The organism is Desulfomicrobium salsuginis (genome assembly GCF_054657795.1).
In genome coordinates, this window is the sequence record NZ_BAAHYA010000002.1 from 799,287 (window position 1) to 823,765 (window position 24,479).

The 24,479-nt window shown below is 64.0% G+C and carries 26 protein-coding genes; 21 read left to right on the forward strand and 5 right to left on the reverse strand.

All coding sequences use genetic code 11. From position 1 onward, the window contains the following. Window positions 1-186: 186 nt before the first annotated feature. From ACYQ3G_RS10795 to ACYQ3G_RS10830, 8 genes are all read left to right on the forward strand, one after another. Window positions 187-1,014 (forward strand): DeoR family transcriptional regulator, encoded by an 828-nt coding sequence (locus tag ACYQ3G_RS10795; protein WP_459825765.1) that lies wholly within the window; start codon window positions 187-189, stop codon window positions 1,012-1,014. Between the two features lie 136 nt (window positions 1,015-1,150). Then, complete coding sequence (locus tag ACYQ3G_RS10800) at window positions 1,151-2,239, forward strand: ABC transporter ATP-binding protein (protein ID WP_459825767.1); 1,089 nt, start codon at window positions 1,151-1,153, stop codon at window positions 2,237-2,239. 12 nt (window positions 2,240-2,251) lie between these two features. Beyond that, on the forward strand, window positions 2,252-3,331 hold the full coding sequence (locus tag ACYQ3G_RS10805) for an ABC transporter ATP-binding protein (RefSeq protein ID WP_459825769.1): 1,080 nt from the start codon (window positions 2,252-2,254) through the stop codon (window positions 3,329-3,331). Between the two features lie 9 nt (window positions 3,332-3,340). Further along, a complete protein-coding gene (locus tag ACYQ3G_RS10810; protein WP_028577741.1) occupies window positions 3,341-4,210 on the forward strand; it encodes a carbohydrate ABC transporter permease in 870 nt (289 codons plus the stop codon). Beyond that, entirely contained in the window at window positions 4,207-5,004 is a 798-nt protein-coding gene (locus tag ACYQ3G_RS10815; RefSeq protein ID WP_459825771.1) for a carbohydrate ABC transporter permease, read from the forward strand. Before ACYQ3G_RS10810 ends, ACYQ3G_RS10815 begins: the two co-directional genes overlap by 4 nt. A gap of 9 nt (window positions 5,005-5,013) precedes the next feature. Beyond that, window positions 5,014-5,292, forward strand: a complete 279-nt coding sequence (locus ACYQ3G_RS10820) for a DUF2160 domain-containing protein (RefSeq protein WP_156902588.1) — start codon at window positions 5,014-5,016, stop codon at window positions 5,290-5,292. A gap of 84 nt (window positions 5,293-5,376) precedes the next feature. Next, the gene (locus ACYQ3G_RS10825) at window positions 5,377-7,116 is read left to right on the forward strand and encodes an ABC transporter substrate-binding protein (protein ID WP_459825773.1); all 1,740 of its coding nucleotides are present in this window, start codon (window positions 5,377-5,379) and stop codon (window positions 7,114-7,116) included. Between the two features lie 138 nt (window positions 7,117-7,254). Beyond that, a complete protein-coding gene (locus tag ACYQ3G_RS10830; protein ID WP_459825775.1) occupies window positions 7,255-8,106 on the forward strand; it encodes a competence/damage-inducible protein A in 852 nt (283 codons plus the stop codon). A 227-nt stretch (window positions 8,107-8,333) separates the two neighbouring features. Here the strand turns inward: ACYQ3G_RS10830 and ACYQ3G_RS10835 are convergent, their stop codons facing one another. Further along, window positions 8,334-8,798 (reverse strand): 23S rRNA (pseudouridine(1915)-N(3))-methyltransferase RlmH, encoded by a 465-nt coding sequence (locus tag ACYQ3G_RS10835; RefSeq protein ID WP_459825777.1) that lies wholly within the window; start codon window positions 8,796-8,798, stop codon window positions 8,334-8,336. 175 nt (window positions 8,799-8,973) lie between these two features. Between ACYQ3G_RS10835 and ACYQ3G_RS10840 the strand changes: the two genes are divergently transcribed. The 5 genes from ACYQ3G_RS10840 to ACYQ3G_RS10860 all read left to right on the forward strand — a co-directional run bounded on the left by ACYQ3G_RS10840 (window position 8,974) and on the right by ACYQ3G_RS10860 (window position 13,888). Further along, the gene (locus tag ACYQ3G_RS10840) at window positions 8,974-9,399 is read left to right on the forward strand and encodes a PilZ domain-containing protein (protein ID WP_028577736.1); all 426 of its coding nucleotides are present in this window, start codon (window positions 8,974-8,976) and stop codon (window positions 9,397-9,399) included. A gap of 13 nt (window positions 9,400-9,412) precedes the next feature. After that, window positions 9,413-9,805, forward strand: a complete 393-nt coding sequence (locus ACYQ3G_RS10845; RefSeq protein ID WP_459825780.1) for a hypothetical protein — start codon at window positions 9,413-9,415, stop codon at window positions 9,803-9,805. A gap of 15 nt (window positions 9,806-9,820) precedes the next feature. After that, window positions 9,821-10,723 (forward strand): AAA family ATPase, encoded by a 903-nt coding sequence (locus ACYQ3G_RS10850; protein ID WP_459825782.1) that lies wholly within the window; start codon window positions 9,821-9,823, stop codon window positions 10,721-10,723. Between the two features lie 124 nt (window positions 10,724-10,847). Then, the gene (locus tag ACYQ3G_RS10855) at window positions 10,848-12,713 is read left to right on the forward strand and encodes a DNA topoisomerase 3 (RefSeq protein ID WP_459825784.1); all 1,866 of its coding nucleotides are present in this window, start codon (window positions 10,848-10,850) and stop codon (window positions 12,711-12,713) included. Continuing rightward, the gene (locus ACYQ3G_RS10860) at window positions 12,710-13,888 is read left to right on the forward strand and encodes a response regulator (RefSeq protein WP_459825786.1); all 1,179 of its coding nucleotides are present in this window, start codon (window positions 12,710-12,712) and stop codon (window positions 13,886-13,888) included. Before ACYQ3G_RS10855 ends, ACYQ3G_RS10860 begins: the two co-directional genes overlap by 4 nt. Window positions 13,889-14,163: 275 nt before the next feature. Here the strand turns inward: ACYQ3G_RS10860 and ACYQ3G_RS10865 are convergent, their stop codons facing one another. The 4 genes from ACYQ3G_RS10865 to folK form a co-directional block, all read right to left on the reverse strand. After that, window positions 14,164-14,658 (reverse strand): hypothetical protein, encoded by a 495-nt coding sequence (locus ACYQ3G_RS10865; protein WP_028577732.1) that lies wholly within the window; start codon window positions 14,656-14,658, stop codon window positions 14,164-14,166. Window positions 14,659-15,048: 390 nt separating this feature from the next. Then, a complete protein-coding gene (gene fsa, locus ACYQ3G_RS10870) occupies window positions 15,049-15,696 on the reverse strand; it encodes a fructose-6-phosphate aldolase (RefSeq protein WP_459825788.1) in 648 nt (215 codons plus the stop codon). A gap of 8 nt (window positions 15,697-15,704) precedes the next feature. Next, window positions 15,705-15,959, reverse strand: a complete 255-nt coding sequence (locus tag ACYQ3G_RS10875; protein WP_459825790.1) for a transcriptional regulator — start codon at window positions 15,957-15,959, stop codon at window positions 15,705-15,707. Next, window positions 15,959-16,486 carry a 2-amino-4-hydroxy-6-hydroxymethyldihydropteridine diphosphokinase gene (gene folK / locus ACYQ3G_RS10880; RefSeq protein ID WP_459825792.1) on the reverse strand — a complete coding sequence of 176 codons (528 nt, stop codon included), beginning with the start codon at window positions 16,484-16,486 and terminating at the stop codon, window positions 15,959-15,961. Before folK ends, ACYQ3G_RS10875 begins: the two co-directional genes overlap by 1 nt. 62 nt (window positions 16,487-16,548) lie before the next feature. Between folK and xerD the strand changes: the two genes are divergently transcribed. From xerD to ACYQ3G_RS10920, 8 genes are all read left to right on the forward strand, one after another. Further along, window positions 16,549-17,427, forward strand: a complete 879-nt coding sequence (xerD, locus tag ACYQ3G_RS10885) for a site-specific tyrosine recombinase XerD (protein WP_459825794.1) — start codon at window positions 16,549-16,551, stop codon at window positions 17,425-17,427. 1 nt (window position 17,428) lies between these two features. Continuing rightward, window positions 17,429-20,098 carry a CBS domain-containing protein gene (locus ACYQ3G_RS10890; RefSeq protein ID WP_459825796.1) on the forward strand — a complete coding sequence of 890 codons (2,670 nt, stop codon included), beginning with the start codon at window positions 17,429-17,431 and terminating at the stop codon, window positions 20,096-20,098. A gap of 89 nt (window positions 20,099-20,187) precedes the next feature. After that, window positions 20,188-20,928, forward strand: a complete 741-nt coding sequence (locus ACYQ3G_RS10895; RefSeq protein ID WP_459825798.1) for a basic amino acid ABC transporter substrate-binding protein — start codon at window positions 20,188-20,190, stop codon at window positions 20,926-20,928. A 69-nt stretch (window positions 20,929-20,997) separates the two neighbouring features. After that, window positions 20,998-21,804: an amino acid ABC transporter permease gene (locus ACYQ3G_RS10900; RefSeq protein ID WP_459825800.1), complete on the forward strand. Its 807-nt coding sequence runs from the start codon at window positions 20,998-21,000 to the stop codon at window positions 21,802-21,804. Next, window positions 21,791-22,531 (forward strand): amino acid ABC transporter ATP-binding protein, encoded by a 741-nt coding sequence (locus ACYQ3G_RS10905; RefSeq protein WP_459825802.1) that lies wholly within the window; start codon window positions 21,791-21,793, stop codon window positions 22,529-22,531. Before ACYQ3G_RS10900 ends, ACYQ3G_RS10905 begins: the two co-directional genes overlap by 14 nt. 2 nt (window positions 22,532-22,533) lie before the next feature. Continuing rightward, a complete protein-coding gene (locus ACYQ3G_RS10910) occupies window positions 22,534-23,022 on the forward strand; it encodes an HIT family protein (RefSeq protein ID WP_459825804.1) in 489 nt (162 codons plus the stop codon). An 11-nt stretch (window positions 23,023-23,033) separates the two neighbouring features. Next, the gene (locus ACYQ3G_RS10915) at window positions 23,034-23,384 is read left to right on the forward strand and encodes a LapA family protein (RefSeq protein ID WP_028577722.1); all 351 of its coding nucleotides are present in this window, start codon (window positions 23,034-23,036) and stop codon (window positions 23,382-23,384) included. Between the two features lie 83 nt (window positions 23,385-23,467). Continuing rightward, the gene (locus ACYQ3G_RS10920) at window positions 23,468-24,475 is read left to right on the forward strand and encodes an SDR family oxidoreductase (RefSeq protein WP_459825807.1); all 1,008 of its coding nucleotides are present in this window, start codon (window positions 23,468-23,470) and stop codon (window positions 24,473-24,475) included. Window positions 24,476-24,479 lie beyond the last annotated feature (4 nt).

A 24,479-nucleotide genomic window follows, 5' to 3' on the forward strand; every position in this document is an offset into this window, starting at 1 on the left:
ACCAGCCGCCTCCGCAATCCGGACAAATCCTGCTGGTCATCAGTGCAAAGCCGTGCTAGAGGCATTCGTGGGCCGATTTCGCCCCCGTTGCGGCGCCTTGTAGCACACGCGTCCGGACTCTGCCAGATTTATTTTCTCAAAGCGACATTTCTTTTATTTTTTTGTTCGAAATCGAAAGGAGTTGTCATGACCGAAGCATTTGGCCCCGAGGAGCAGGATACCGGCGCCCGGCACGTCACCGTCCGTCAGCGTCATGCGGAGATGATCCGCATGGTCCGGGAGACGGGCTTCGCCACCATCCAGTCCCTGGCCGAACACTTCGGCATCACCCCGCAGTCCGTGCGCCGCGACATCAACACCCTGAGCGCCAAGGGCCTGCTGCAGCGCTACCACGGCGGGGCGGGCCCCTGCCTGAGCACCGAGAACATGGACTACCTGGACCGCAAGGTCCTCTGCCTGGCCGAGAAGAAGGTCATCGGCCGCATGGTGGCCGAGGCCATCCCCAACAAGTCGTCCCTGTTCATCAATATAGGCACGACCACCGAGGAGGTGGCCCGGGCCCTGGGCGGCCACAAGAATCTGCGCGTCATCACCAACAGCCTGAACGTGGCCACCATCCTGACCGGCAACCCCGAGGTCGAGATCATCGTCGCCGGCGGCCTGATCCGCCACCACGACGGCGGCATTGTCGGCGAGGCGGCCATCGACTTCATCCGGCAGTTCAAGGTCGACTTCGGCATCATCGGCATCAGCGGCATCGACATGGACGGCACCCTCCTGGACTTCGACTACCGCGAGGTCCGCGCCGCCCGCGCCATCATGGAGAACTCGCGCCAGGTCTTCCTGGTCACGGACCACACCAAGTTCGGCCGCAACGCCATGGTCCGTCTGGGCAACATCGACGAGATCGACGCCCTGTTCACGGACCAGGCCCCGCCGGCCAGCGTCCAGGAGCAGATGCGCCGCGGCGACGTCGAGTTGTATGTGGGCGGAGAGGACGAATCGGAAAGCTGAGCATTTCCGAAAAAAATAGGTTAGCTGACCAATTTTCATTTTCAGTTGAGAAAATTTATTTCGTCTGCTACAGGCTTGCGAACATGACGCCGGGCGATCGCGCCCGCCGTCCCATCCCGCCTTACGGAGGAGCCGCATGGGGCTTCAGCTTGATTCCATCGACCGCATCGTCGACGGCGAAACGCACCTCAAGGACGTTTCCCTCAATTTCGAGTCCGGCCAGCGTTACGTGCTGCTTGGCCGCACCCAGGCCGGCAAGACGTCGCTTTTGCGCATCATGGCCGGCCTGGACCGTCCCACGCGGGGCAAGGTCATCGCCGACGGCCGGGACGTGACCGGGGAGTCCGTGCGCCGCCGCAGCGTGGCCATGGTCTACCAGCAGTTCATCAACTACCCCTCCCAGACCGTCTTCGACAACATCGCCTCGCCCCTGCGCATCGCCGGGACCCCCAAGGCCGAGATCGAGAAACGCGTCCTGGAGACGGCCCGCATGCTCCATCTGGAGCCGCTGCTCTCGCGCCTGCCAGCCGAGCTCTCGGGTGGCCAGCAGCAGCGCACGGCCATCGCCCGGGCCCTGGTCAAGGAGGCCCACCTCCTGCTCCTGGACGAACCCCTGGTCAACCTCGACTACAAGCTGCGCGAGGAGCTGCGCGACGAACTGCAGCAGATCTTCGGCCAGCGAGACTCCGTCGTCGTCTACACCACGACGGAGCCCACCGAGGCCCTCATGCTCGGCGGCAACATCATCGTCATGCACGAAGGCAGGGTGCTGCAGACCGGACCCACGAGCGAGGTCTACGACAATCCGGCCACAACCAAGGTGGCCGAGGTCTTCAGCGACCCGCCCATCAATTTCATCACCGCCGAGATCGACACGGCGGGGGCCCACTTGCGTATCGGCATCGACCTGCCCCTGACGGGGCACCTCGCGGGACTCACGCCCGGCACGTACAAGTTCGGCATCCGCTCCCACCATTTCAACCTGACGCGCAAGACCGAAGGGGACGTGGAGATCAGGACCGTGGTCGAGCTGGCCGAGATCAACGGCTCCGAGACCTTCGTCCATTTCCGCTACCGCAACCGCTCCCTGGTCCTGCAGGAACAGGGCGTGCGGTCCTTCAAGGTCGGCCAGGAAGTCTCCGTCTTCGTTCGTCCCTGCGACGTCTACGTCTTCGGCGAGGACGAAAGGCTGGTCAAATCGCCGTCATCAACCTGCTCCGCCTGAGCGAGGCTTTTCATGGCTGAAATCGTACTCGAGAACATGGCCCACAGCTACCGGGCCAACCCCAGGGGCGACGAGGACTTCGCCCTGAAGCGGCTGCACACGGTCTGGGAAGACGGCGGGGCGTACGCGCTGCTCGGTTCCAGCGGCTGCGGCAAGACGACCATGCTGAACATCATCTCGGGCCTCTTGACCCCCAGTCAGGGACGGGTCCTCTTCGACGGCCGCGACGTCACGACCTTGCCGCCGGAGAAGCGCAACATCGCCCAGGTCTTCCAGTTCCCGGTGCTCTACGACACCATGACGGTCTTCGACAATCTGGCCTTTCCCCTGCGCAACCGCAAGGTGGGGGAGAGCGAGGTCAGAAGCCGCGTGCACGAGATCGCCGAACTCCTGGACCTCACCCCCGTGCTCGGCAAGCGCGCCAGCGGCCTGGCCGCCGACGCCAAGCAGAAGATCTCCCTGGGGCGCGGGCTGGTGCGCAAGGACGTGGCCGCCATCCTCTTCGACGAGCCCCTGACCGTCATCGACCCGCACCTCAAGTGGCAATTGCGCCGCAAGCTGAAGGAAATCCACCAGCAGTTCAAGCTGACACTCATCTACGTGACCCACGACCAGACCGAGGCCATGACCTTCGCCGACAAGATCGCCATCATGTACGACGGGTCGCTGCTGCAGATGGGCGCGCCCGACGAGCTCTTCGACGAGCCGGCGCACACCTTCGTGGGCTACTTCATCGGCAGCCCCGGCATGAACCTGCTGCCCTGCACCCTGGAGGGCGGGGACGCGGTCCTGGACTGCGGCCGCATCCGCCTGGACCCGGCCGTGGCCGCCAAGGCGGGGGCGGGCGAATTCCAGATCGGCATCAGACCCCTGTACCTGGAGCTGTCGGAATCGGAAAAGCCTGGCGCTTTGGCCGGGCGGGTCGTGTCCGTGGAAAACGAGGGCAGCACCCGCATCGTGACCGTGGTGTCCGGCTGCGCGCGCCTCAAGGCCCGCGTGGCCGAGGGCCGCTCCGTCCCGGCCGACGCGTGCTGGGCGGTCTTCCCGCCGCAGCGGACCAAGCTTTTTCGCGACCAGGTCCTGGTCAAGTAGGAGGAAGGCGTGGATAAATGGGAAAACAACCGGGCCTGGTTCCTGATCCTGCCCGTCTTCGTCATCGTGGCCTTCAGTGCCGTGGTGCCGCTCATGACCGTGGTCAACTACTCGGTCCAGGACATCCTGGGTCCGGGTCAGCGCATCTTCGTCGGCGCGGAGTGGTTCCGCGACATGCTGACCAACCCGCGCCTGCATGACGCCCTGGTCAAGCAGCTCATCTTCTCGGGGCTGGTGCTTTTGATCGAGATCCCGCTGGGCATCGGCATCGCCCTGACCATGCCGGCCAAGGGCTGGACGGCCTCGGCCTGCCTCGTGCTCCTGGCCCTGCCGCTGCTCATCCCCTGGAACGTCATCGGCACCATCTGGATCATCTTCACCCGGCCGGACATCGGCCTCTTCGGCGCGACCATAAACGGTCTGGGCCTTCCCTTCGACCATACGGCCAACCCCCTGGACGCCTGGATCACGGTCATGCTCATGGAGGTCTGGCACTGGACGCCGCTGGTGGTCCTGCTGGCCTACGCCGGCCTGCGCTCCATCCCCGACGCCTACTACCAGGCGGCCAAGATCGACGGCGCCAGCCGCTGGGCCGTGTTCCGCTTCATCCAACTGCCCAAGATGCGCGGCGTGCTGACCATCGCCGTGCTGCTGCGGTTCATGGACAGCTTCCTGATCTACGCCGAGCCCTTCGTCCTCACGGGCGGCGGCCCCGGCAACGCCACGACCTTCCTGTCCATCTACCTGGTCAAGCTGTCCACGGCCATGGACCTCGGACCGGCCGCGGCCTTCTCCATCATCTACTTCCTCATCGTCCTGCTGTTCTGCTGGCTGTTCTACCAGGCCCTGCAGGCCGTGGGCACGGGGGACAAGTCATGAGAAAACGCCATTTCGTCCTTGTCTTCTACCTGGTGGTGCTGCTCCTGCCCATCTACTGGATGCTCAACATGTCACTGCGCACCAACGCGGACATCATGCGCTCCTTCCAGCTCTTCCCCCACGACATGACCCTGGAGAACTACGCCAAGATCTTCGCGGACCCGTCGTGGTACTCGGGCTACATCAACACCATGATCTACGTGTCCATCAACACGGTCATCTCCCTGGTCACGGCCCTGCCGGCGGCCTACGCCTTCTCGCGCTTCCGCTTCATCGGCGACAAGCACGTCTTCTTCTGGCTGCTGACCAACCGCATGGCCCCGCCGGCCGTCTTCCTGCTGCCGTTCTTCCAGCTCTATTCCACCTTCAACCTCATCGACACGCACATCGCCGTGGCCCTGGCCCACTGCCTGTTCAACGTGCCCCTGGCGGTCTGGATCCTGGAAGGGTTCATGTCCGGCGTGCCGCGCGAGATCGACGAAACGGCCTTCATCGATGGCTACAGCTTCCCGCGCTTCTTCCTGGCGGTCTTCATCCCGCTGATCCGGGCCGGTATCGGCGTGACGGCCTTCTTCTGCTTCATGTTCAGCTGGGTCGAACTGCTCCTGGCCCGAACCCTGACCACCACCGTGGCCAAGCCCATCGCAGCGACCATGACCCGTACGGTCAGCGCCTCGGGGCTCGACTGGGGCCTGCTGGCCGCAGCCGGCATCCTGACCATCGTGCCGGGCGCCCTGGTCATCTGGTTTGTCCGCAACCATCTGGCCAAGGGCTTCGCCCTGGGCCGGGTCTAGGAGGGTGTCATGAATATCGGATGGATGGCCTGGACCCCGGTCACGGCCGCATTCTTCGTCTTCATCGCGCTCATGCTCGCCGGCATGACCGTGTGGCAGATCGTCTCCCCGAGCATTGCCCGCCGGGGCTTCCTGCCCATCGTCACCACCCGCGGGGACCGTCTGTTCATAAGCCTTCTAGGCAGCGCCTACATCCATCTGGCCTGGCTGGGCCTGACGGATCTGGCCGTCTGGATCGCAACTGTGATATCCGTCGCCTTTCTCGTCACCGTCATGCGCTGGGGCTGAGATCAGGGCACCTGCGCGGTGTCCGGGAAAGGAACGGAAGCGGTGTTTGGGGGTTTGTTGGTATAACTGCAACTGGAGGTCCGTATGCAAGTTCGACGTGTTCTTTTGACCGGGATGCTCATGGTGGCATTCCTGGGCGTCACCAGCCTTGGCTTCGCCGATGAGGCGGCCCAGAAGGCGGCGGCGAAAAAATGGATCGACGAGGAGTTCCAGCCTTCCACGCTCAGCAAGGACGAGCAGATGAAGGAAATGGAATGGTTCATGAAGGCGGCCGCCCCGTTCAAGGGCATGGAGATCAAGGTCGTCTCCGAAACCATCCCCACCCACGAGTACGAATCCAAGACGTTGGCCAAGGCGTTCACCGAAATCACGGGCATCAAGATCACCCACGACCTGATTCAGGAAGGCGACGTCATCGAGAAGCTGCAGGTCCAGATGCAGTCCGGCGAGAACGTCTTTGACGGCTACGTCAACGACTCGGACCTCATCGGCACCCACTTCCGCTACGGCGCCGTCGTCAACCTGACGGACTGGATGGCCGGCGAGGGCAAGGACGTGACCCTGCCGACCTTGGACATCGACGACTTCATGGGCAAGTCCTTCACCACCGCCCCCGACGGCAAGCTCTACCAGCTGCCCGACCAGCAGTTCGCGAACCTTTACTGGTTCCGCTACGACTGGTTCCAGCGCCCCGAGCTCAAAGCCAAGTTCAAGGCCAAATACGGCTACGAACTGGGCGTTCCGGTCAACTGGTCGGCCTATGAGGACATAGCCGAGTTCTTCACCAACGACGTGAAGGAAATCGACGGCAAGGCCGTCTACGGCCACATGGACTACGGCAAGAAGGCCCCGGACCTTGGCTGGCGCTTCACCGACGCCTGGCTCGGCATGGCCGGCGCCGGCGACAAGGGCATCCCCAACGGCCTGCCCGTCGACGAATGGGGCATCCGCGTCGAAGGCTGCAAGCCCGTCGGCGCCAGCGTCTCCCGCGGCGGCGCCACCAACGGCCCGGCCGCCAAGTACGCCCTGCGCAAGTACATGGACTGGCTGCGCCTCTACGCACCTCCCGGCGCCCTGGGCATGGACTTCTACCAGTCCCTGCCGAGCCTGGCCAAGGGCAACGTGGCCCAGCAGATCTTCTGGTACACCGCCTTCACTGCCTCCATGGTCGAGAAGGGCACGCCCGTGGTCAACGAGGACGGCACGCCCAAGTGGCGCATGGCCCCGTCCCCGCACGGCCCCTACTGGGAAGAAGGGCAGAAGCTCGGCTACCAGGACTGCGGTTCCTGGACCCTGCTGAAGTCCACCCCGGTCGACCGCCGCAAGGCAGCCTGGCTCTACGCCCAGTTCTGCGTGGCCAAGACCACCTCGCTGAAGAAGACGCACGTCGGTTTGACCCCCATCCGCGACTCCGACATCCGCGACAAGTCCTTCACCGAGCGCGCCCCCATGCTGGGTGGCCTGGTTGAGTTCTACCGCAGCCCGGCCCGCGTGGCCTGGACGCCCACCGGCACCAACGTGCCCGACTACCCCAAGCTGGCCCAGCTGTGGTGGCAGAACATCGGCGAAGCCGTGTCCGGCGAAGTCACCCCCGAGACGGCCATGGACAACCTGGCCGCCGAGCAGGACAAGATCCTGGAGCGCCTGGAGCGCGCCGGCGTGCAGGGCGAATGCGGTCCCAAGCTGAACGAGCCCAGGGACGAGAAGTACTGGCTCGACCAGCCCGGCGCCCCCAAGCCCAAACTGGCCAACGAGAAGCCCAAGGGTGAGACCGTCGACTACGACAAGCTCATCGAAGCCTGGAAGGCCGGCAAGGTCAAATAGGTTCCGGACAACCGTCACATGCGAGGGAGCGTCTTCGGGCGCTCCCTTTTTTGTTGGCGTGCCGGGGAGTTGGCATGTATGAAGAGTGACTGCGGCCTTCGGCATTGTATCCGTTGGAATCCATCACGGGAGCGCATCATGACGTATTCGGCCATCGTCGAAATCCTGGTCATCGGCAACGAAATCCTCATCGGCGACATCCAGGACACCAACACCAGCTGGCTCTGCCGTCTGGTCAACTCGCGCGGCGGCCACGTGTCGCGCGGGACCATGCTGCGCGACGACCTGGACGTCATCGCCGCCGAGGTGCGGCTGGCGCTGGAGCGCGGTCCGGACGTCATCTTCACCTCCGGTGGTCTCGGGCCCACGGCCGACGACCTGAGCCTGGCCGCCGTGGCCAAGGGGGCCGGACTGCCCCTGCGGCTGCATGAGGAGGCCCTGCGCATGGTTAGGGAGCAGTACGACCGTTTCCACGCCATGGGCATCATGGCGCAGGGCGGCCTCAACCCGGGGCGGGAAAAGATGGCCTGGCTGCCCGAGGGGGGACTTCCGCTGTACAATCCCGGAGGGACGGCGCCTGGCGTACTGTTGCAGGTCGGGCGGACAGCCATCATCTCTCTGCCGGGCGTGCCGTCGGAACTCAAGGGCATCATCGAGGCCTCCCTGCAGGACTTTCTGGACCGCACGTTCGGGGCAGGCGGCTCACTGGCCAGGACGCTGCGCGTGCGCTGCAACGACGAGTCCGTGCTGGAGCCGGTCCTGGGCCGGGTGGTGCCGAGACACCCGAAGGTCTACATCAAGTCCCTGGCCACCACAGTTGGCGAAAGCCCGGAGCTGGACATCACCCTGACCGTCACCGGCGGCGGGGCGGGGGAGCGGGAGGGGCTGCTGGACGCGGCCTGCGCGGAGCTTAGCGAGGGGCTGGCCGGGCTCGGGATTGCGTACCGGGAAGTTCCGGCAGGGGGGAAGGGCACTGAAGCGGAAGGATGAACGAACGGGGCGCTTTCGATTCGGTATCGAACGGTCATGACCCTCCGGATTTGAGGCAGCAATGAAGACATGGATTCCCGCCTTCGCGGGAATGACTCCGTTACAAGCCTTACGCCTCTGCCATTTGCACCATGCTGACGACCGGAAAATATGCGACCGTAAGCCTCGCCTTGAAGTCATTCCCGCGCAGGCGGGAACCCATCCCCTTGCGCCCTACGTACCCGCCCTCAGTAGTGGTACGTCCTGTTGGCCAGGATGGTCATGGCCCGGAAGAGCTGTTCGTAGAGCACCACCTGGGCCAGTTCGTGGGGCATGGTCATGGGGCTCAGGCTCAGCAGGTGGTCGGCCCGCGCGAGGAGTTCCGGCGAAAGGCCCATGGCGCCGCCGATGACGAAGCAGCATTCCCCCTGCGGGTTCTCGAAAAGGGGGCGCACGAACGCTGCGAACTCCCTTGAATTCATGAGTTTTCCCGTCTCGTGCAAGGCCACAAGGGTGTCGCGGGGGCCGATTTTTTCCAGGATGCGCGCCGATTCGGCCCGTTTTCTGTCTTCCCCCTCGGCGCCCGGACAGTCCTTGACCGCGACGGCGTCGATGCGGACCAAGGGGCCAAGCATTTTCCCATAGTGTCCGATGGCTTCAACCCAGTATTTCTTTTTGATTTTTCCGACGCACACAATTTTGATGCGGTACATGTTTCACCTGAGTTCCTGCGCAAATAGGATCAATCCCTGACAAGAACTGGCCATCCAGAGGGATTGATTTTGAATGAAATCAAGGGCAATGATACATCGTTGCCAGTATTTCCGCTCCGTGATCGCCAGGACCAGGGTTCACGGTCACTTCAGCCACGGTCTTTGGAGGTGTCGCATGAGCAGCAAGCCAGGACAGGATGCAGGGGACGACTCGAGCCTGCTGATCGCCAGCGAAAACGAGGAGAAGCACTTCGTCCGCAAATCCTTCCGCGTGCCGATCCCGCAGGGGCTTGTCACCCTGGACCACGGCGGGCGGAAACACGCGGTCAAGGACCTCTCCATGTACGGGGTCGGCCTTGCCGTGACAAGCCCCGACGACTTCAGTGTCGGCGCAGTCCTGGAGAGCGTCCGGATCACCTTCCCCGACAAGACCTTTCTGGTCGATGTGCGGGTGGTGCACATTTCAGCCTACGAAGGCGACAGTCTCATCTGCGGCATGGAGATCATCCACACCCACGACTCCGGCTACATCGACTGGATGACGCGGGTCATATCCGAAATCAAGACATCGGTCCTGGGCGCTGTCGTAAAATCCTCCTGAATCGGGGACGCACATGAACGGACGAGCACATCCCGACATCCTCGGTGAATTGTTTCGGGGCGAGCAGGGCTCCGGGCCCGTAGCGGGCCTGGAGGAACTTGAGGCCCTCATCCGGGTCTGCCTGCCCAAGGCCGAACCCGGAACCAAGCCCAACGCCAAGCTTCTGCCCCTGAAACGCAAGCCCAACGCAACCAAGCGGAAAACCACCCATTACCTGCGCGAGGACGTCTTCAACGGCCTGACCCAGGCCAAGGACATCCTCCTGCGGCTCCTGCCCGACGGGTCGAAAGCCAAAGCGTCCAAGTCCAATCTGGTCAACCACGCGGTCAACCAACTGCTGCGGGAGATCGAGGAGAAAGGCCTCGATGGCCCCCTTGTCAAATCCATCCTCGGAAAAATTGAGTAACGGCGGAGGCTGTTCATGAAGGTGATCTGTCCGCAGTGCAGAAAAGAGCACAACGTCGATGAATCCAAGATCCCGGCCGGGGCCAAGGTCGCCCAGTGCCGGGCTTGCGGGCACCGTTTCCCGCTGTTCGAGCCGGCTGCCGCCGAGCCGGAGAAACCCAAGGTCCGCAGGATCGGGGTGACCCTCAGCAAGGGCGGTGTGGGCAAGACCACCACGGCCGTCAGCCTGGCCGCCGGTCTGGCCCTGGCCGGATACAAGGTGCTTCTGGTCGATACGGACACCCAGGGGCAGGCTGCCTATGTCCTGGGCATGAAGCCCAAGGCGGGCCTGACGGAGCTGGTCACGGGCGAACTGCCTCCCGAGGAGACCATCGTGCAGGCTCGGGAAAATCTCTGGCTCCTGGCCGGCGGACGGGCCCTGGCCGGCATCAAGCGCCTCATCGACCGCAAGGACTTCGGCGGCGAGCTGACCCTGGTCGAGGCCCTCGAACCCATCGAAAAGGATTACGACTACGTCATCGTCGACACCTCGCCCGGCTGGGACCCGCTGACGGTCAACGTGCTCTTCTACGTCTACGAGCTCATCACGCCCGTGTCCCTGGAGGTCATGACCCTGCAGGGCCTCGTCGAGTTCCTGAAGAGCCTGTCGTCCATCCAGAAATATCGCGCCGACGTGACCCTGAACTACATCCTGCCGACCTTCCTGGACAAGCGCATCAAAAACCCCGACGCCATCCTGGACAAGCTCAAGGACCTGTACGGCGAGTACGTCTGCACGCCCATCCGCTACAACGTGCGCCTGTCCGAGTCCCCGGCCTACGGCAAGACCATCTATGAGTACGCCCCCGGCTCCCACGGCTCCCAGGACTACCGCGACCTGGTGCGCAAGATCACCGGCCGCACGGACCTGTTCGCCTGAGGCTGCCCGCGCCCCGTGGCGACCAATCCCCGCGCATTTGCGTGCGCGGGGATTTTTTCGTACCTAGCCGTCCCATGACGATGAATTTCCCCATGACTCTCGATTGTCCGCGAACGGAACGCCCGTGCCCAGAACGCTGATCATTGCCGAAAAACCCTCTGTGGCCCGCGAACTGGCCGCCGTGCTGGGCGTCAGGGGACGCGGCGAGGGCTGCTTGCAAGGGCCTGGGCACGTGGTCACCTGGGCCGTGGGGCATCTGGTCAACATCGCCGAGCCGGCGCAGCAGAACCCGGCCTGGGCAGGCCGCTGGGCCATGGGCCAGCTGCCCATGCTCCCGGCGCGCTTCACCCTGGGCATCCTGCCGTCTACGGCCAGCCAGTACGAAATCATCCGCCGCTACCTTCTGGACGACGACATCACCGAGGTCATCAACGCCACGGACGCAGGCCGCGAAGGGGAGCTCATCTTCCGGCGCATCTACCTTCTGGCCGGCAGCACCAAGCCCATCCGCCGCCTGTGGGCCAACGACATGACCGAGAAGGGCCTGCAGAAGGCTTTCGCCGGCCTCGTGGACGGCGAGCAGAAGCGCAACCTCGGGCACGCGGCCTTTGCCCGGGCCGAGGCCGACTGGCTGGTGGGCATGAACTTCTCCCGCCTCTTCACCCTGCGCGCCGGCAGCCTCATCACCGTGGGCCGGGTCCAGACGCCGGTCCTGAAGCTCCTGGTGGACCGGCGGCGCGAGATCGAGAATTTCGAGCCCAAGGATTACTGGACCGTGGAAGGGGACTTCTCCCAGGGTGAGGAGACGTTTCGGGCCACCTGGTTCGCCCCGCCCGAGTTCAAGGACTCCAAGGTCTGGACCGAGGCGGAAGGGCGCGAAGTGGTCGAGGCCTGCACCGGGGGCAGGGGAGAGGTGCTGTCCATGGAGAAGAAGAAGGGCCGGCAGAAGCCGCCGCTGCCCTTCGACCTGACCACGCTGCAGAAGGAGGCCAACTCGCGCCTGAACCTCTCGGCCCAGCAGACCCTGACCATCGCCCAGGACCTGTACGAGAAGAAGAAGCTCATCACCTATCCGCGCACCGATTCCAGGCACCTGACCAAGGAGCTGTTCGCCGAGTGTCTGGAAAACCTGCGGGCCGTGTACGGGCATTTCCCCGAGATTTCGAGCAAGGCCGCTGCCAACATCAAAGGCGGCAAGAAGAAATTCGAGTGTGTCAACGACGGCAAGGTCACGGACCACCACGCCATCATCCCGACGACGGTCAAGGCCAACCGCGCCAGCATGGGCGCGGACGAGTGGGCCGTGTACGAGATGATCTGTCGGCGCTTCGCCGCGGCCTTCATGGACGACGCCGTGTTCGACGCCTCGACCCTGTGGATCGGCGTGAACGGGCACCGCTTCCGCGCCACGGGCAAGATCTTCCGCGACCGCGGCTGGCTCGAGGCCGAACCCTGGCGGGCCTCCGAGGACAACCCCCTGCCGGACCTGAAGAAGGGCGGGGCGGTGGACGTGGTGGAACTGACCCTGGCGGCGCACAAGACCAAGCCCCCGGCGCATTTCACCGACGCGACCCTGCTGGCGGCCATGGAAACGGCCGGCAAGCTCGTGGAGGACGAGGAACTGCGCGAGGCCATGAAGGACAGGGGCCTCGGTACGCCGGCCACCCGCGCCCAGATCATTGAAACTTTGCTTGCGCGGGAATATGTCGCCAAGGACGGCAAGCGCCTCGTGGCCTCAGACCTGGGATGCTGGGCTGTGGACGTGGTCTGCGCCATGATCCCCCAGGTGGCCTCGCCGGAGCTGACGGGCGAGTGGGAGAAGCGCCTCAAGGAGATGGAGCAGGGCAGTTATGCCTACGGGGTCTTCATGCGCCAGGTGCGGGACATGGTCGCCGGTGGGGTGAGCCTGGTCAAAGGCAGCTCCGCGCGTCCGCCGCGCTGCCCCGTCGCCCCGCAACGAAACGCACGCAGCAAGGAGGTGGCCTCGTGAACACCATTCTCGTCGTGGACTCCGACGGCAAGGCCCTGACGGCCGCCCACCGCAGGTTGCGCAGGAATTTCGAGACGCACATCGCCCTGGGAGCGCGCTCGGGGCTGCAGCGGCTTGTGGAAGAGGGGCCGTACGCGGCGGTCATCGCCGAATTCTCCATGGCGGACATGGACGGGATCGAGTTTCTGGCGCGCGTGCGCACCGTAAGCCCCCAGACTTCAAGAATCCTGCTCAGCCGAACGTCCATGGGAGTGGCCGACCTGTTGCGCGCGGTCAACGAGGCAGGCGCCTTTCACGTCCTGCCCGCCTCGTGCGACGACCAGCCGCTGCTGGACGCCGTGGGCAAGGGTGTCCGGCAATACGAGGAAATGTGGACATCCTCGCGCGACATGCGGGACACCTGCGCCCTTTTCGCCAAGGCCGTGCACGAGATCGTCTGCTGGCTGCGCGCCGACCTGCGCGATCTGCTGAGCCCCATGCTGCCCCTTCTGCGCGGGCTGTGCCAACGGCTCAACGACCCTGACCCGGTACTGACGGAGACGGCGTTCCTCACCTCCATCGTCGGCGTCATCGCTCTGCCGGCACAGACGCTGGAGGCGGTCGTCTCCGGCCGGGAACTGGACGACGCGCAGAAGCTCGCCTTCGCAGGGCATCCCGAGCACGCGGTGGAACTGCTGCGCCACATGCCCAAGATGCGGGACGTGGCCGAAGTCCTGCGCGGATATTCAAATTTTCTGCACCTGAGCCTCATGCCGGCTTCCGACGATGCGACGGACATGCCGGACATGCCCTGCGGTTCACCCATCCTGGCCCTGGTCATGGAATACCGGATGTCCCTGTTCGAAAATCTCCCTACGGCGGCATTCATGGGGCGCAAGCGCGAGCGGGGCCTGTACGCCAGTTCCATGCTCCTGGCCCTGGAGGCGCAGATCGCGGCCAGCGATCAGGCCGAAACGCCGGTCGGCCTGGAGGCGCTGCAACCAGGCATGGTCCTGGCCCGGCCCGTGACCGGGACACGCGACGGCAAAAGCATGGTCCTGGCGCCCGAAGGCTACGAACTGTCCCGCACGACCATCCTCTTCATCCGCCAGACCGCCCGCAACGGCCATGTGGACGAACCGGTCATGGTCAAGGGCGGCGGCACGCCCCGGAACACGGACCAGACGGAAAGCTGAAGGCGACTCGCACCACGGTCATTGGACAGCGTTCTTCGAGGGCTCGAGGACGGGCCGCCGCAATGAAGCCCGGACAGAAAAAAGCCCGGCCGGCGCAAAGTTGCTCCGTACCGGGCCGACCGGGACCGCGTCCATTTCAGTCCATAACGTCCATCACGTCCATAAAGTCCAACACGTCAGTCCGTACCGGGCCGACCGGGACCGCGTCCATTTCAGTCCATAACGTCCATAACGTCCATAAAGTCCAACACGTCAGTGCAAGAACCCGGGCAACCTTATTCTTCAAGCAAGTAGTTGAAACGCTTGAGATTGGAATACGTCCACTCCAGAATCTTGCGCATCTCGGCCGGCACGGCCTCGGGATGGACCTGTCCCTGATACTGGTTCAGGTAATAGGTCAACGCGCCGGCATCTTCCTGATAAACAAGAACTATCGAATAAATCGAGGCGATTTCCGGGCGGTCGGGGAATTCCGGCTGGCTCATGATGTGCAGGACGAACTTCTTTTTCTCCGACGCGGTCAGCTCGAAGAGCCTGCTGGCGATGACTTCCTCCTTGAGCTTGAACGACAGGAGCGTGCCGCTTTGGTCCGAGCCGCGGGACTGGATGTCCAGGGGGAACTTGCCGATGGCGCCGGACGGAGGCGCGGTTTCAGGCGTCTGCGCGGGCTTGGAGATGTTCAGCGTCGAATTGTCTGCGGACTGAGCCCAGGCACAGCCAGCCAGGCCGACGAGACACAATGTGATCAGCAAAGTCAGGACGCGCTTCATGGGAATATCCTCGTGTTGATGGAAAGACCGCAACGGCCGGCCAGTGAGTTTCGCAGCGCGAAAGCTGCAACGCAGGCAAAGAGAACAGTACCAAAAGAGCGGTACCTTCGGCAATGGCGCGGGATTGCTGAACCTTCACGATTATTAAAGTTAACATAATTTTCATTATGGGACTTAAAAAAAGACGGGCGGGAATGGTGTACGTCATGGACCTTAATGGACAAGATGGACGAAATGGACCCGCCCTAAGGGACAGGCAGCGCCTGAAAAAGGAAAAGCCCGGTACGGCGCATGACTGCGCCGTACCGGGCTGGCTGGAACCTCGTCCATTTCAGTCCATAAGGTCTATCTCGTCCATAACGTCCATGACACCCACAACAACAAAGCCGGTCATTTCCCTTCTTTCTTCTCCCAATCCTTGAGGAACGAGGCAATCCCCTTGTCCGTCAGGGGGTGGTTCAGCAGCTGGGTCAGGATCTTGAACGGCACCGTGGCGATGTGCGCGCCGGCCAGGGCCGCGTCCAGGACGTGCAGCGGATGGCGGACGCTTGCGGCGATGACGCGGGTGGAAAAGCCGTAGTTGGCATAGACCGTCAGGATCTGCTGCACGAGTTCCATGCCGTCCTGGCCCACGTCGTCCAGGCGCCCCAGAAACGGGCTGACATACGCCGCGCCGGCCTTGGCGGCCAGCAGCGCCTGGGCCGCGGAAAAGACCAGGGTCACGTTGGTCTCGATGTCCATGGACTTGAGGATGCGCACGGCCTTGAGCCCTTCGCCCGTCATGGGCACCTTGACCACGACGTTGGGTCCGTACTGCATGAGGTCCCGGGCCTCGCGGACCATGCCCTCGGCGTCCAGGGCGATGACTTCGAGGCTGACGGGCCCCGACACCAGGCGGCAGATCTCGGTTGCGATCTCGCGCCAGTCGGACGCCTCCTTCGACATGAGCGACGGGTTCGTGGTCACGCCGTCCACCAGGCCCATGTCCATGGCCGCCCGGATCTCGTCCAGGTTGGCGGTGTCGATGAAGAACTGCATGGTTCCCCCTATTCGTTGATCATTTTCAGGTACTTGTCCCGGCATTCATAGCTGCAGAAACACCTGACCTGCCCCCCTTCCTTGATCCGGATGTCCGAATCCTTGGAAACATACGTGCCGCAGACGGGATCCTTGACCAGCACCCCTTCCTTGGCCAGCTGCTCGTCGTTGTTCTTCTTGACTTCGACCTTCTTCTTCCGGTCGTTGGTCAGCAGTTTGTACAGGATGAAGCAGGCGGCGGCGATCACGAGAAACTTGAGCATCATTCACCTCGAAATGGTTTGGAGGGCTGGCGGATGATGTCCCCCTCGACGGAGTACGTAAGCCGCGACAGCCACTGTGATGGGCTTGCGTCCCGGATGCGAAGGTCCGGGGCGAGATGCATGAGCGGGACGAGCACGAAGGCCCTCTCGCACATGCGCGGATGCGGGATCTGCAGCCGGTCCGACAGCCATTCGCAGCCGTCCAGAAGCAGAATGTCGATGTCGATGACGCGCGGTCCCCAGACCACCGTGCGCACCCTGCCCATGGCGTCCTCGACGCCGGATGTGGCGTCCAGGAGCGTTTCGGGCGTCCAGGCGCCCTCCAGACGGACGTGGGCCGCGCAGTTGGCGAACCAAGCCTGATCCGTCAGGCCCTGGGGCTCCGTGCGGAAGATCGGGGACACGGCCTCCACGGTCAGGCCCGGGATGGCGCCAAGAAGTTCCAGTGCGCGGCGCAGGTTGGCGGGCCCGTCGCCCATGTTCGAGCCCAGGCCGAGATAGGCGTGGGTGACCGTGTGGTGTGGCATAGCCCGAAAAAGCTACCTTTTTCATCTTGTGCAGGCAAGGGGGCAGATGTACCTTGGTGGAAATGCACGACGAAATCGACGCCTACCTCCAACACCTGACCGTCATCCGCGGCCTGTCCGAAAAAACCGTCGAAGCCTACGGCTCGGACCTGCTCTTCTTCCGCGATTTCATGACGGAACTGGGCGGGAGCCTCGATTCCGTGGACGAACACACCCTCTTCCTCTACCTCGTGCACCTGCGGCGCAAGGGCCTCAAGAACACCTCCCTGGCCCGCAACCTGTCGAGCCTGCGGGGCTTCTTCGACCATCTCGTGCAGGAGCGCGTCCTGACGGGAAGCCCGGCCGCCCTGCTGGACAGCCCCAAGCTCTCGCGCAAGCTGCCCGACGTCCTGTCCCGCGACGAAGTCACGGCGCTGCTGGCGCGGCCCGACACGTCCGACCGTTTGGGCTTCCGCGACCGGACCATGCTCGAACTCCTCTACGCCTGCGGTCTGCGCGTGTCCGAACTGGTGGCCATGACAGCCCAGGACTTCGACCCCCAGACCGGACTCATGCGCGTCCTGGGCAAGGGCAGCAAGGAGCGCTTCGTGCCCCTGCACGACGGAGCCATAGGTTTTCTCCTGGACTACCTGCGCCGCTGGCGCCTGCTCTTCGGCCCCAAGTGCGACGAGGCCTTCCTGAACCGCTCGGGCCTGGGCCTCTCGCGCCAGGGCGTGTGGAAGATGATCCGCCGCTATGCCCTGGAGGCCGGCATCGCGCGCACCGTGTCGCCCCACACCCTGCGCCACTCCTTCGCCACGCACCTGCTCGAAGGCGGGGCCGACCTGCGCACCGTGCAGATCCTGCTGGGGCACAGCGACATCATGGCCACGGAAATCTACACCCACGTGCAGTCGGCGCGCATGATCGCCCTGCACCGCAAATTCCACCCACGGGCCTGAGATGAGTCATCCGACAACGGTCATCACCTGCCACGCCAACGCCGACTTCGACGCCCTGGCCGCCATGATCGCCGTGAGCAAGCTATACCCCGGCGCGGCCCTGGTCTTCCCGGGCACCCAGGAGAGCTCCCTCAAGGATTACTTCATCCAGAGCGCCATGTACCTCTTCAATTTCACGACGCTCAAGGACATCGACCCGGCCCTGGTCCGCATGCTCGTCGTGGTGGACACCCGCCAGCGCTCGCGCCTGGCCCACGTGGAACCCCTCTTCGCCGTGCCTGGCCTGGAGATCCACATCTACGATCACCACCCGCCCGACGACGACGGCCTGCGCGGCGTCGTGGACGTGTACCTGCCCTGGGGCGCGACCACGTCCATCATCGTCGACATGCTCAAGGCCAAAGGCCTGACCGTGGACGCCGACGAAGCCACCATCCTGGGCCTCGGGATCTTCGAGGACACGGGCGGCTTCACCTTCAAGTCCACCACGGAGCACGACTTCGAGGCCGCGGCCTGGCTTAGGACCATGGGCATGGACCTCGACGTCATTCGCGACATCATGAGCCGCGAGCTGTCCACGGAACAGGTTGCCATCCTCTCGGAACTCATCGAGTCGGCCGCGACCCACACCATCAACGGCGTGGACATCGTGCTGACCGAGGTCTCCCTGGAGTCTTATGTCGGTGACTTCGCCCTGCTGACCCACAAGCTCATGGACATGGAGAACATCCGCGTCCTCTTCGCCATCGGCCGCATGGGCGACCGCATCCAGCTCGTGGCCCGCAGCAAGGCGCCGGAAGTGGACGTCGGCTTCGTCTGCGCCTCCTTCGGCGGCGGCGGCCACGCCTACGCCGCGTCAGCCTCCATCAAGGATCGCACGATATCTCAGGTAAGGGATGAACTTTTCGCCCTACTCTACTCCCACATCAATCCGCAGCTCGTGGTCAGGGATTTCATGTCCGCGCCCGTGGTGCGCATCGAGGCCGCGCAGACCGTGGCCCAGGCCGCGGAGGTCATGACCCGCTACGGCCTCAAGGCCCTGCCCGTGGTCGAGTTCGGGGACCAGGTCTGCGGCATCATCGAGGGCAGCCTGGCGGAGAAGGCCGTGGGGCACGGCCTGGGTTCCGAACGCGTCACGGAGTACATGCTCGAGGACTTCCAGGCCGTGTCCGAGGATCAGGACCTCTACCAGGTCATGGAGATCATCCTCGGACGTCGTCAGCGCCTGGTGCCGGTCCTGCGCGATCACGCCATGGTCGGGGTCATCACGCGCACCGACCTCATCAATTTGATGGTCCAGGAGCCGGCCCGCATCCCCGAGTCCCTCCTCTCGGACAAGCGCCAGGAGAAGAGCATCCGCCACGTGCTGTCCGAACGGCTGCCGCGAGCCACCGTCGCGCTGCTGCAGCTGGCCGGGCAGACGGCCCAGGACATGGGCGTGGAGGTCTACGCCGTGGGCGGCTTCGTGCGCGACATGCTGCTTGGCATCCCCAACGACGACATCGATCTGGTGGTGGAGGGCGACGGCGTGGCCTTCGCCCACGCCCTGGGCGAACGGCTCCAGGCCCGGGTGCGGCCGCACCTCAAGTTCCGCACGGCCGTGCTCATCCTGCCATCGGGCCAGAAGATCGACGTGGCCACGGCCCGCCTGGAATACTACGAATACCCGGCCGCCCTGCCCATCGTCGAGCTATCGTCCCTGAAGATGGACCTCTACCGCCGCGACTTCTCCATCAACACCCTGGCCGTGCACCTCTGCCCGCCGACCTTCGGCCGACTGGTGGACTTCTTCGGCGGTCAGCAGGACATCAAGGACGGCATCATCCGCGTCCTGCACTCCCTGTCCTTCGTCGAGGACCCCACGCGCATCATCCGCGCCATCCGCTTCGAGCAGCGCTTCCAGTTCAAGATCGGTAGCCAGACCGAGCGGCTCATCAAGAACGCCGTACGGCTCAATATATTTCAACGCCTCTCGGGGGCGCGCATCCGCCACGAACTGCGGCTCCTGGCCGAGGACAGCGCGCCCGTGGACGCCCTGGTGCGCATGCGCGACCTGGGCCTGCTGCAGGAGATCAGCCCCCTGCTCCACTTCCCCCAGACCAAGGAAGCCCTGCTGGAGGAGATCGAGAAGGTCATCACCTGGTACAAGCTCCTGTTTCGCCGCGAGGCTCCGGACATCTGGATCGTGTATTTCCTCGGGCTGGTCTCGGGTTTCGACGCCCACCAGGTCCTGGCCCTCACGGCGCGCCTGCAGTTCCCGCCCCGGCGCGTGGAGCTGGTCGAGTCCACGCGACGGCAACTGCGCTTCACGGCCATGCAACTGGCCCAGTGGGCCAGGGACCGCGGACGCCCTGCGGACCTGTACGAGATCCTCTCCCCGCTCTCCCTGGAGGGGCTGCTCTACACCATGGCCCGACAGCGCAAGGAAGAGCTGCGCAAGGCCGTGTCCCAGTACCTGACCCACCTTCAGGACGTGCAGGTCGCGGTTTCCGGCCGGGACATCGCCGCCCTGGGCCTGCCGCCGGGCCCCCACTACTCCACCATCCTGCGCGCCGTGAAGCGCGCGGTGCTCAACGCCGAAGTCGCGACGCGCGAGGAGCAGCTGGCCCTGGCGCAGCGCCTAGCCAATTCTCTGGCCGGGGAAGCGCGCGACGCCGCAGCACTTTCTTGACCGGAGGGTGGCAATTCTTTAACAATTTTTTGTCGTTTTGGTCCGTGGGACTCTTTTTACGGAAATCATCAACCTGGTTTGGAGGACGTATGCGCACTCGGATCGCTCTTGCTCTGCTGGCTCTTTTCCTGATGGCCGGTAACGCCCTGGCCAAGGATGTCGTCTTCGCGGTGGACGCGACCTACCCGCCCATGGAAATGGTCGACGCCAACAAGAACATCGTCGGCTTCGGTCCCGAAATCGTGGCCGCTATCGGCAAGGCCGCCGGCTTCAATCCCGTCCTGAAGAACACCGCCTGGGACGGCATCTTCGCGGGTCTGGCCTCCGGCAAGTACGACGCCATCGCCTCCTCGGTGTCCATCACCGACGAACGCAAGCAGACCATGGACTTCACGGACCCCTACTTTGAAGTGAAGCAGGGCGTCGTGACCGCCAAGGACGCGGGCATCAAGTCCGTTGAAGACCTGAAGGGCAAGACCATCGCCTCCCAGATGGGCACCACCGGCTACTTCGTGTGCAAGAAGATCGAAGGCGCCACCGCCAAGTCCTACGACGAGATCGGCCTGGCCGTGGAAGACCTCTACAACGGCCGCCTGGACGCCGTCATCGCCGACGACGCCGTGGCCTCCAACTACGCCCTGCAGCATGAGCAGTACTCCCAGAAGCTGACCCTGGCCTTCCTCATCGCCCCCGAAAAGCCCGAATACCTGGGCTTCGCCGTGAACAAGGGCAACAAGGAGATCGCCGACCTGATCAACAAGGGCCTGGCCGCCATCAAGGCGAACGGCGAGTACGACAAGATCTACGCCAAATGGTTCGGATCCAAATAGCATGAGCCATGGCGAACCGGGGAATTCCCGGTTCGCCATTTTTTTCACCCGACCCCGACAAGGCCTGTCATGAACCAACATTTCCACAAGAAAGCCGTCAAGATCGACATCGGCGACGGCGCCGCCATTCCCGTCAAGAAAGACGCAGGGCTGTTCACGGCCTGGTGGATGACCTTCTTCGGCGCCATCGCCGTCATCGTCTACCTCTGCGTGACCCAGCCCGAACCCTACTGGAGGGTGCTCAAATTTCTGCCCGACGGCGTGTACGTGACCTTCCAGGTCACCATCCTGTCCATCCTCCTGTCCCTGGTCCTGGGGCTCATCACCGGACTGGGGCGCCTGTCCCGGAACAAGGTCGTCAACCTGATCGCGTCCACCTACGTCGAGATCATCCGCGGCATCCCGCTCCTGGTGCAGCTTTTCTACATCTACTACGCCCTGGGCCGCCTGGAATTCTTCAAGGACCTGCCGCCCATGGCCGCGGCCGTGGCCGCCATGGGCATCTGCTACGGGGCCTACATGGGCGAGGTCTTCCGCGCCGGCATCGACTCCATCGACAAGGGGCAGTCCGAGGCGTCGCGTTCCCTGGGCTTCAACCGCGCCCAGACCATGATGTACGTCATCCTGCCCCAGGCCTGGCGGACCATCCTGCCGCCCGTGGGCAACGAGTTCATCGCCTTGCTGAAGGACAGCTCCCTGGTGTCCGTGCTGGCCGTGGCCGACCTCATGCGGCGCGGGCGCGAGTTCGCCAGCGAATCCTTCCTGTATTTCGAGGCCTACACCATGGTGGCCCTGGTCTACCTGGTCATCACGCTCTTCCTGTCCAAGGGCGTCAGCAAAATGGAGCAGAGGTTGAACTATTATGAACGGGATTAGGCCAATCATCGACATCAAGAACGTCTACAAGTTCTTCGGCCAGCTGCAGGCCTTAAACGACGTCAGCCTGTCCATCAACCAGGGCGAGAAGGTCGTCATCATCGGCCCCAGCGGCTCGGGCAAGTCCACGCTGCTGCGCTCCATCAACCGCCTGGAGACCATCGACAGCGGCAGCATCGTCGTCGACGGCAAGGACGTGAGCGCCGCGGGCAGCGACATCAACCTGATCCGCCAGGAACTGGGCATGGTCTTCCAGAGCTTCAACCTCTTCCCGCACAAGACGGTCATGGGCAACCTGACCATGGCGCCCATGAAGCTCAAGAAGGTGCCGGAGCTGGAAGCCAAGAAGCGGGCTCTGGCCCTCCTGGACAAGGTCGGCATCAAGGACAAGGCGGAGGTCTACCCGTCCATGCTCTCGGGCGGGCAGCAGCAGCGCGTGGCCATCGCCCGCGCCCTGGCCATGAACCCCAAGATCATGCTCTTCGACGAGCCCACCTCGGCCCTGGACCCCGAGATGATCGGCGAAGTCCTGGACGTCATGGTCACCCTGGCCCGCGAGGGCATGACCATGGTCGTGGTCACCCACGAGATGGGCTTCGCCCGCGAGGTGGCCGACCGCGTCATCTTCATGGACCACGGCCAGATCGTCGAGACGGGCACGCCCGAGCACTTCTTCACCAACCCGGAACATCCGCGCACCCAGAAGTTCCTCAGCCAGATCCTGTAGCCATGAAGACAATCCACGCGCCCTGGCGCATCGACTACATCCTGGGCCCCAAGCCCGACACCTGCGTCTTCTGCCTGCCCGAAGGCACGCACGAGGACGAAAAGCGCTGCGTGCTGCACCGCGCCGAGCACTGTTTCGTGATCATGAACATCTTCCCGTACTCCAACGGGCATCTCATGGTCACGCCCTTCAGGCACGTCAGCAACATCACGGAGCTGACCGCCGAGGAAAGCCACGAAGTCATGGACTATGTACAAAAGTGCGCTTTTATCCTACATCAGGCCTTCAAGCCGCACGGCCTGAACATCGGCGTGAACATCGGCGAGGCCGCCGGCGCCGGGATCAGGGAGCACCTGCATGTGCACCTCGTCCCCCGCTGGAACGGAGACCACTCCTTCATGGCCGTCATGTCCGAAACGAGCGTTCTTCCCGAGCACCTGCGCTCGACGTACGAGCGCCTGAAACCATATTTCGACAACCTTCAACGGTAGAGGTACCTCGGATGCGTTATCTCAAAGTGTTGGGCCTGGTGGCTCTCTTCTTCTTCTCCATGCTGTTCTTCGTCCAGAACCACGACATTCTGGTCCAGGAACTGGCGCTGGAGCTCAAGGTTTTCGGCCTTCACTACACGACCGAAGCCGTACCCTTCTATCTGGTCATCCTCATGGCCTTCGTGGTTGGCGCCCTGCTGTGCACCCTGTACTTCTTCCTGGAACGCGTGCGCCTGTCCAAGCAGGCCCGCCAGCTGAAAAAGCAGGTCGACGCCCTGGAGCGCGAAGCCGCCTCCCTGCGCCCCAAGACCGTGGAAGAGCCGTACACCACGGCGGAATCGACCGAGAACATCCAGAACTGATCTCTCCGTCGCAAGACCTGCCACAGTGCGTCCCCAAGGCCACCCTTCGGGACGCAATTTTTTTCCTGCACCGGGGGACACAGATGCACACATTACTTGAAACACGCCGCCGCTGGCTCGTCACGGGCGTGGCCGGCTTCATAGGCTCCAATTTGCTGGAGACCCTGCTGGCTCACGACCAGGAGGTCACGGGGCTCGACAATTTCTCCACGGGCCACCGCCACAACCTCGACGAGGTCCGGGGCTCCGTCACGCCCGCGCAGTGGGCGCGCTTTCGCATGATCGAGGGCGACATCCGCGACCCGCAGACCTGCGTGGAAGCCTGCACCGGCGCGGAGTTCGTCCTGCACCAGGCGGCCTTGGGCTCGGTGCCCCGTTCCATCACCGACCCGCTACTGACCAACGCGAACAACATCACGGGCTTCCTGAACATGCTCGTGGCCGCCCGGGACTGCGGGGTCAGGCGCTTCGTCTACGCCGCCTCCAGCTCCACCTACGGCGACCACCCGGGCCTGCCCAAGGTCGAGGACGTCATCGGCAAGCCCCTGTCGCCCTACGCCGTGACCAAGTACGTCAACGAACTCTACGCCGACGTCTTTCTGCGAACCTACGGACTGGACAGCGCGGGCCTGCGCTATTTCAACGTCTTCGGCAAACGCCAGGACCCCGAGGGCGCCTACGCCGCCGTCATCCCCAAGTGGTTCGCGGGGCTCCTGCGCGGGGAGACGGTCTGGATCAACGGCGACGGCGAGACCAGCCGGGACTTCTGCTTCATCGACAATTGCGTCCAGGCCAATATCCTGGCAGCATGCGCACGCAACCCCGAGGTGCCGGGCAAGGTCTTCAACGTGGCCTACGGCCAGCGCACCTCCCTGAACGATCTCTTCGCCCTCATCCGCGACGAGGCCGTGAAATTCAATCCCGGATGCGCCGACATGGCGCCCTCGTACCGGGACTTCCGCGCCGGGGACGTGCGCCACTCCCTGGCGGACATCTCCCGCAGCCGCGCCCTGCTCGGCTACGACCCGGCCTACGGCGTGCGCGAAGGGCTGGCTCGGGCCGGCCAGTGGTACGCCCGGCATCTGACCTAGGAGA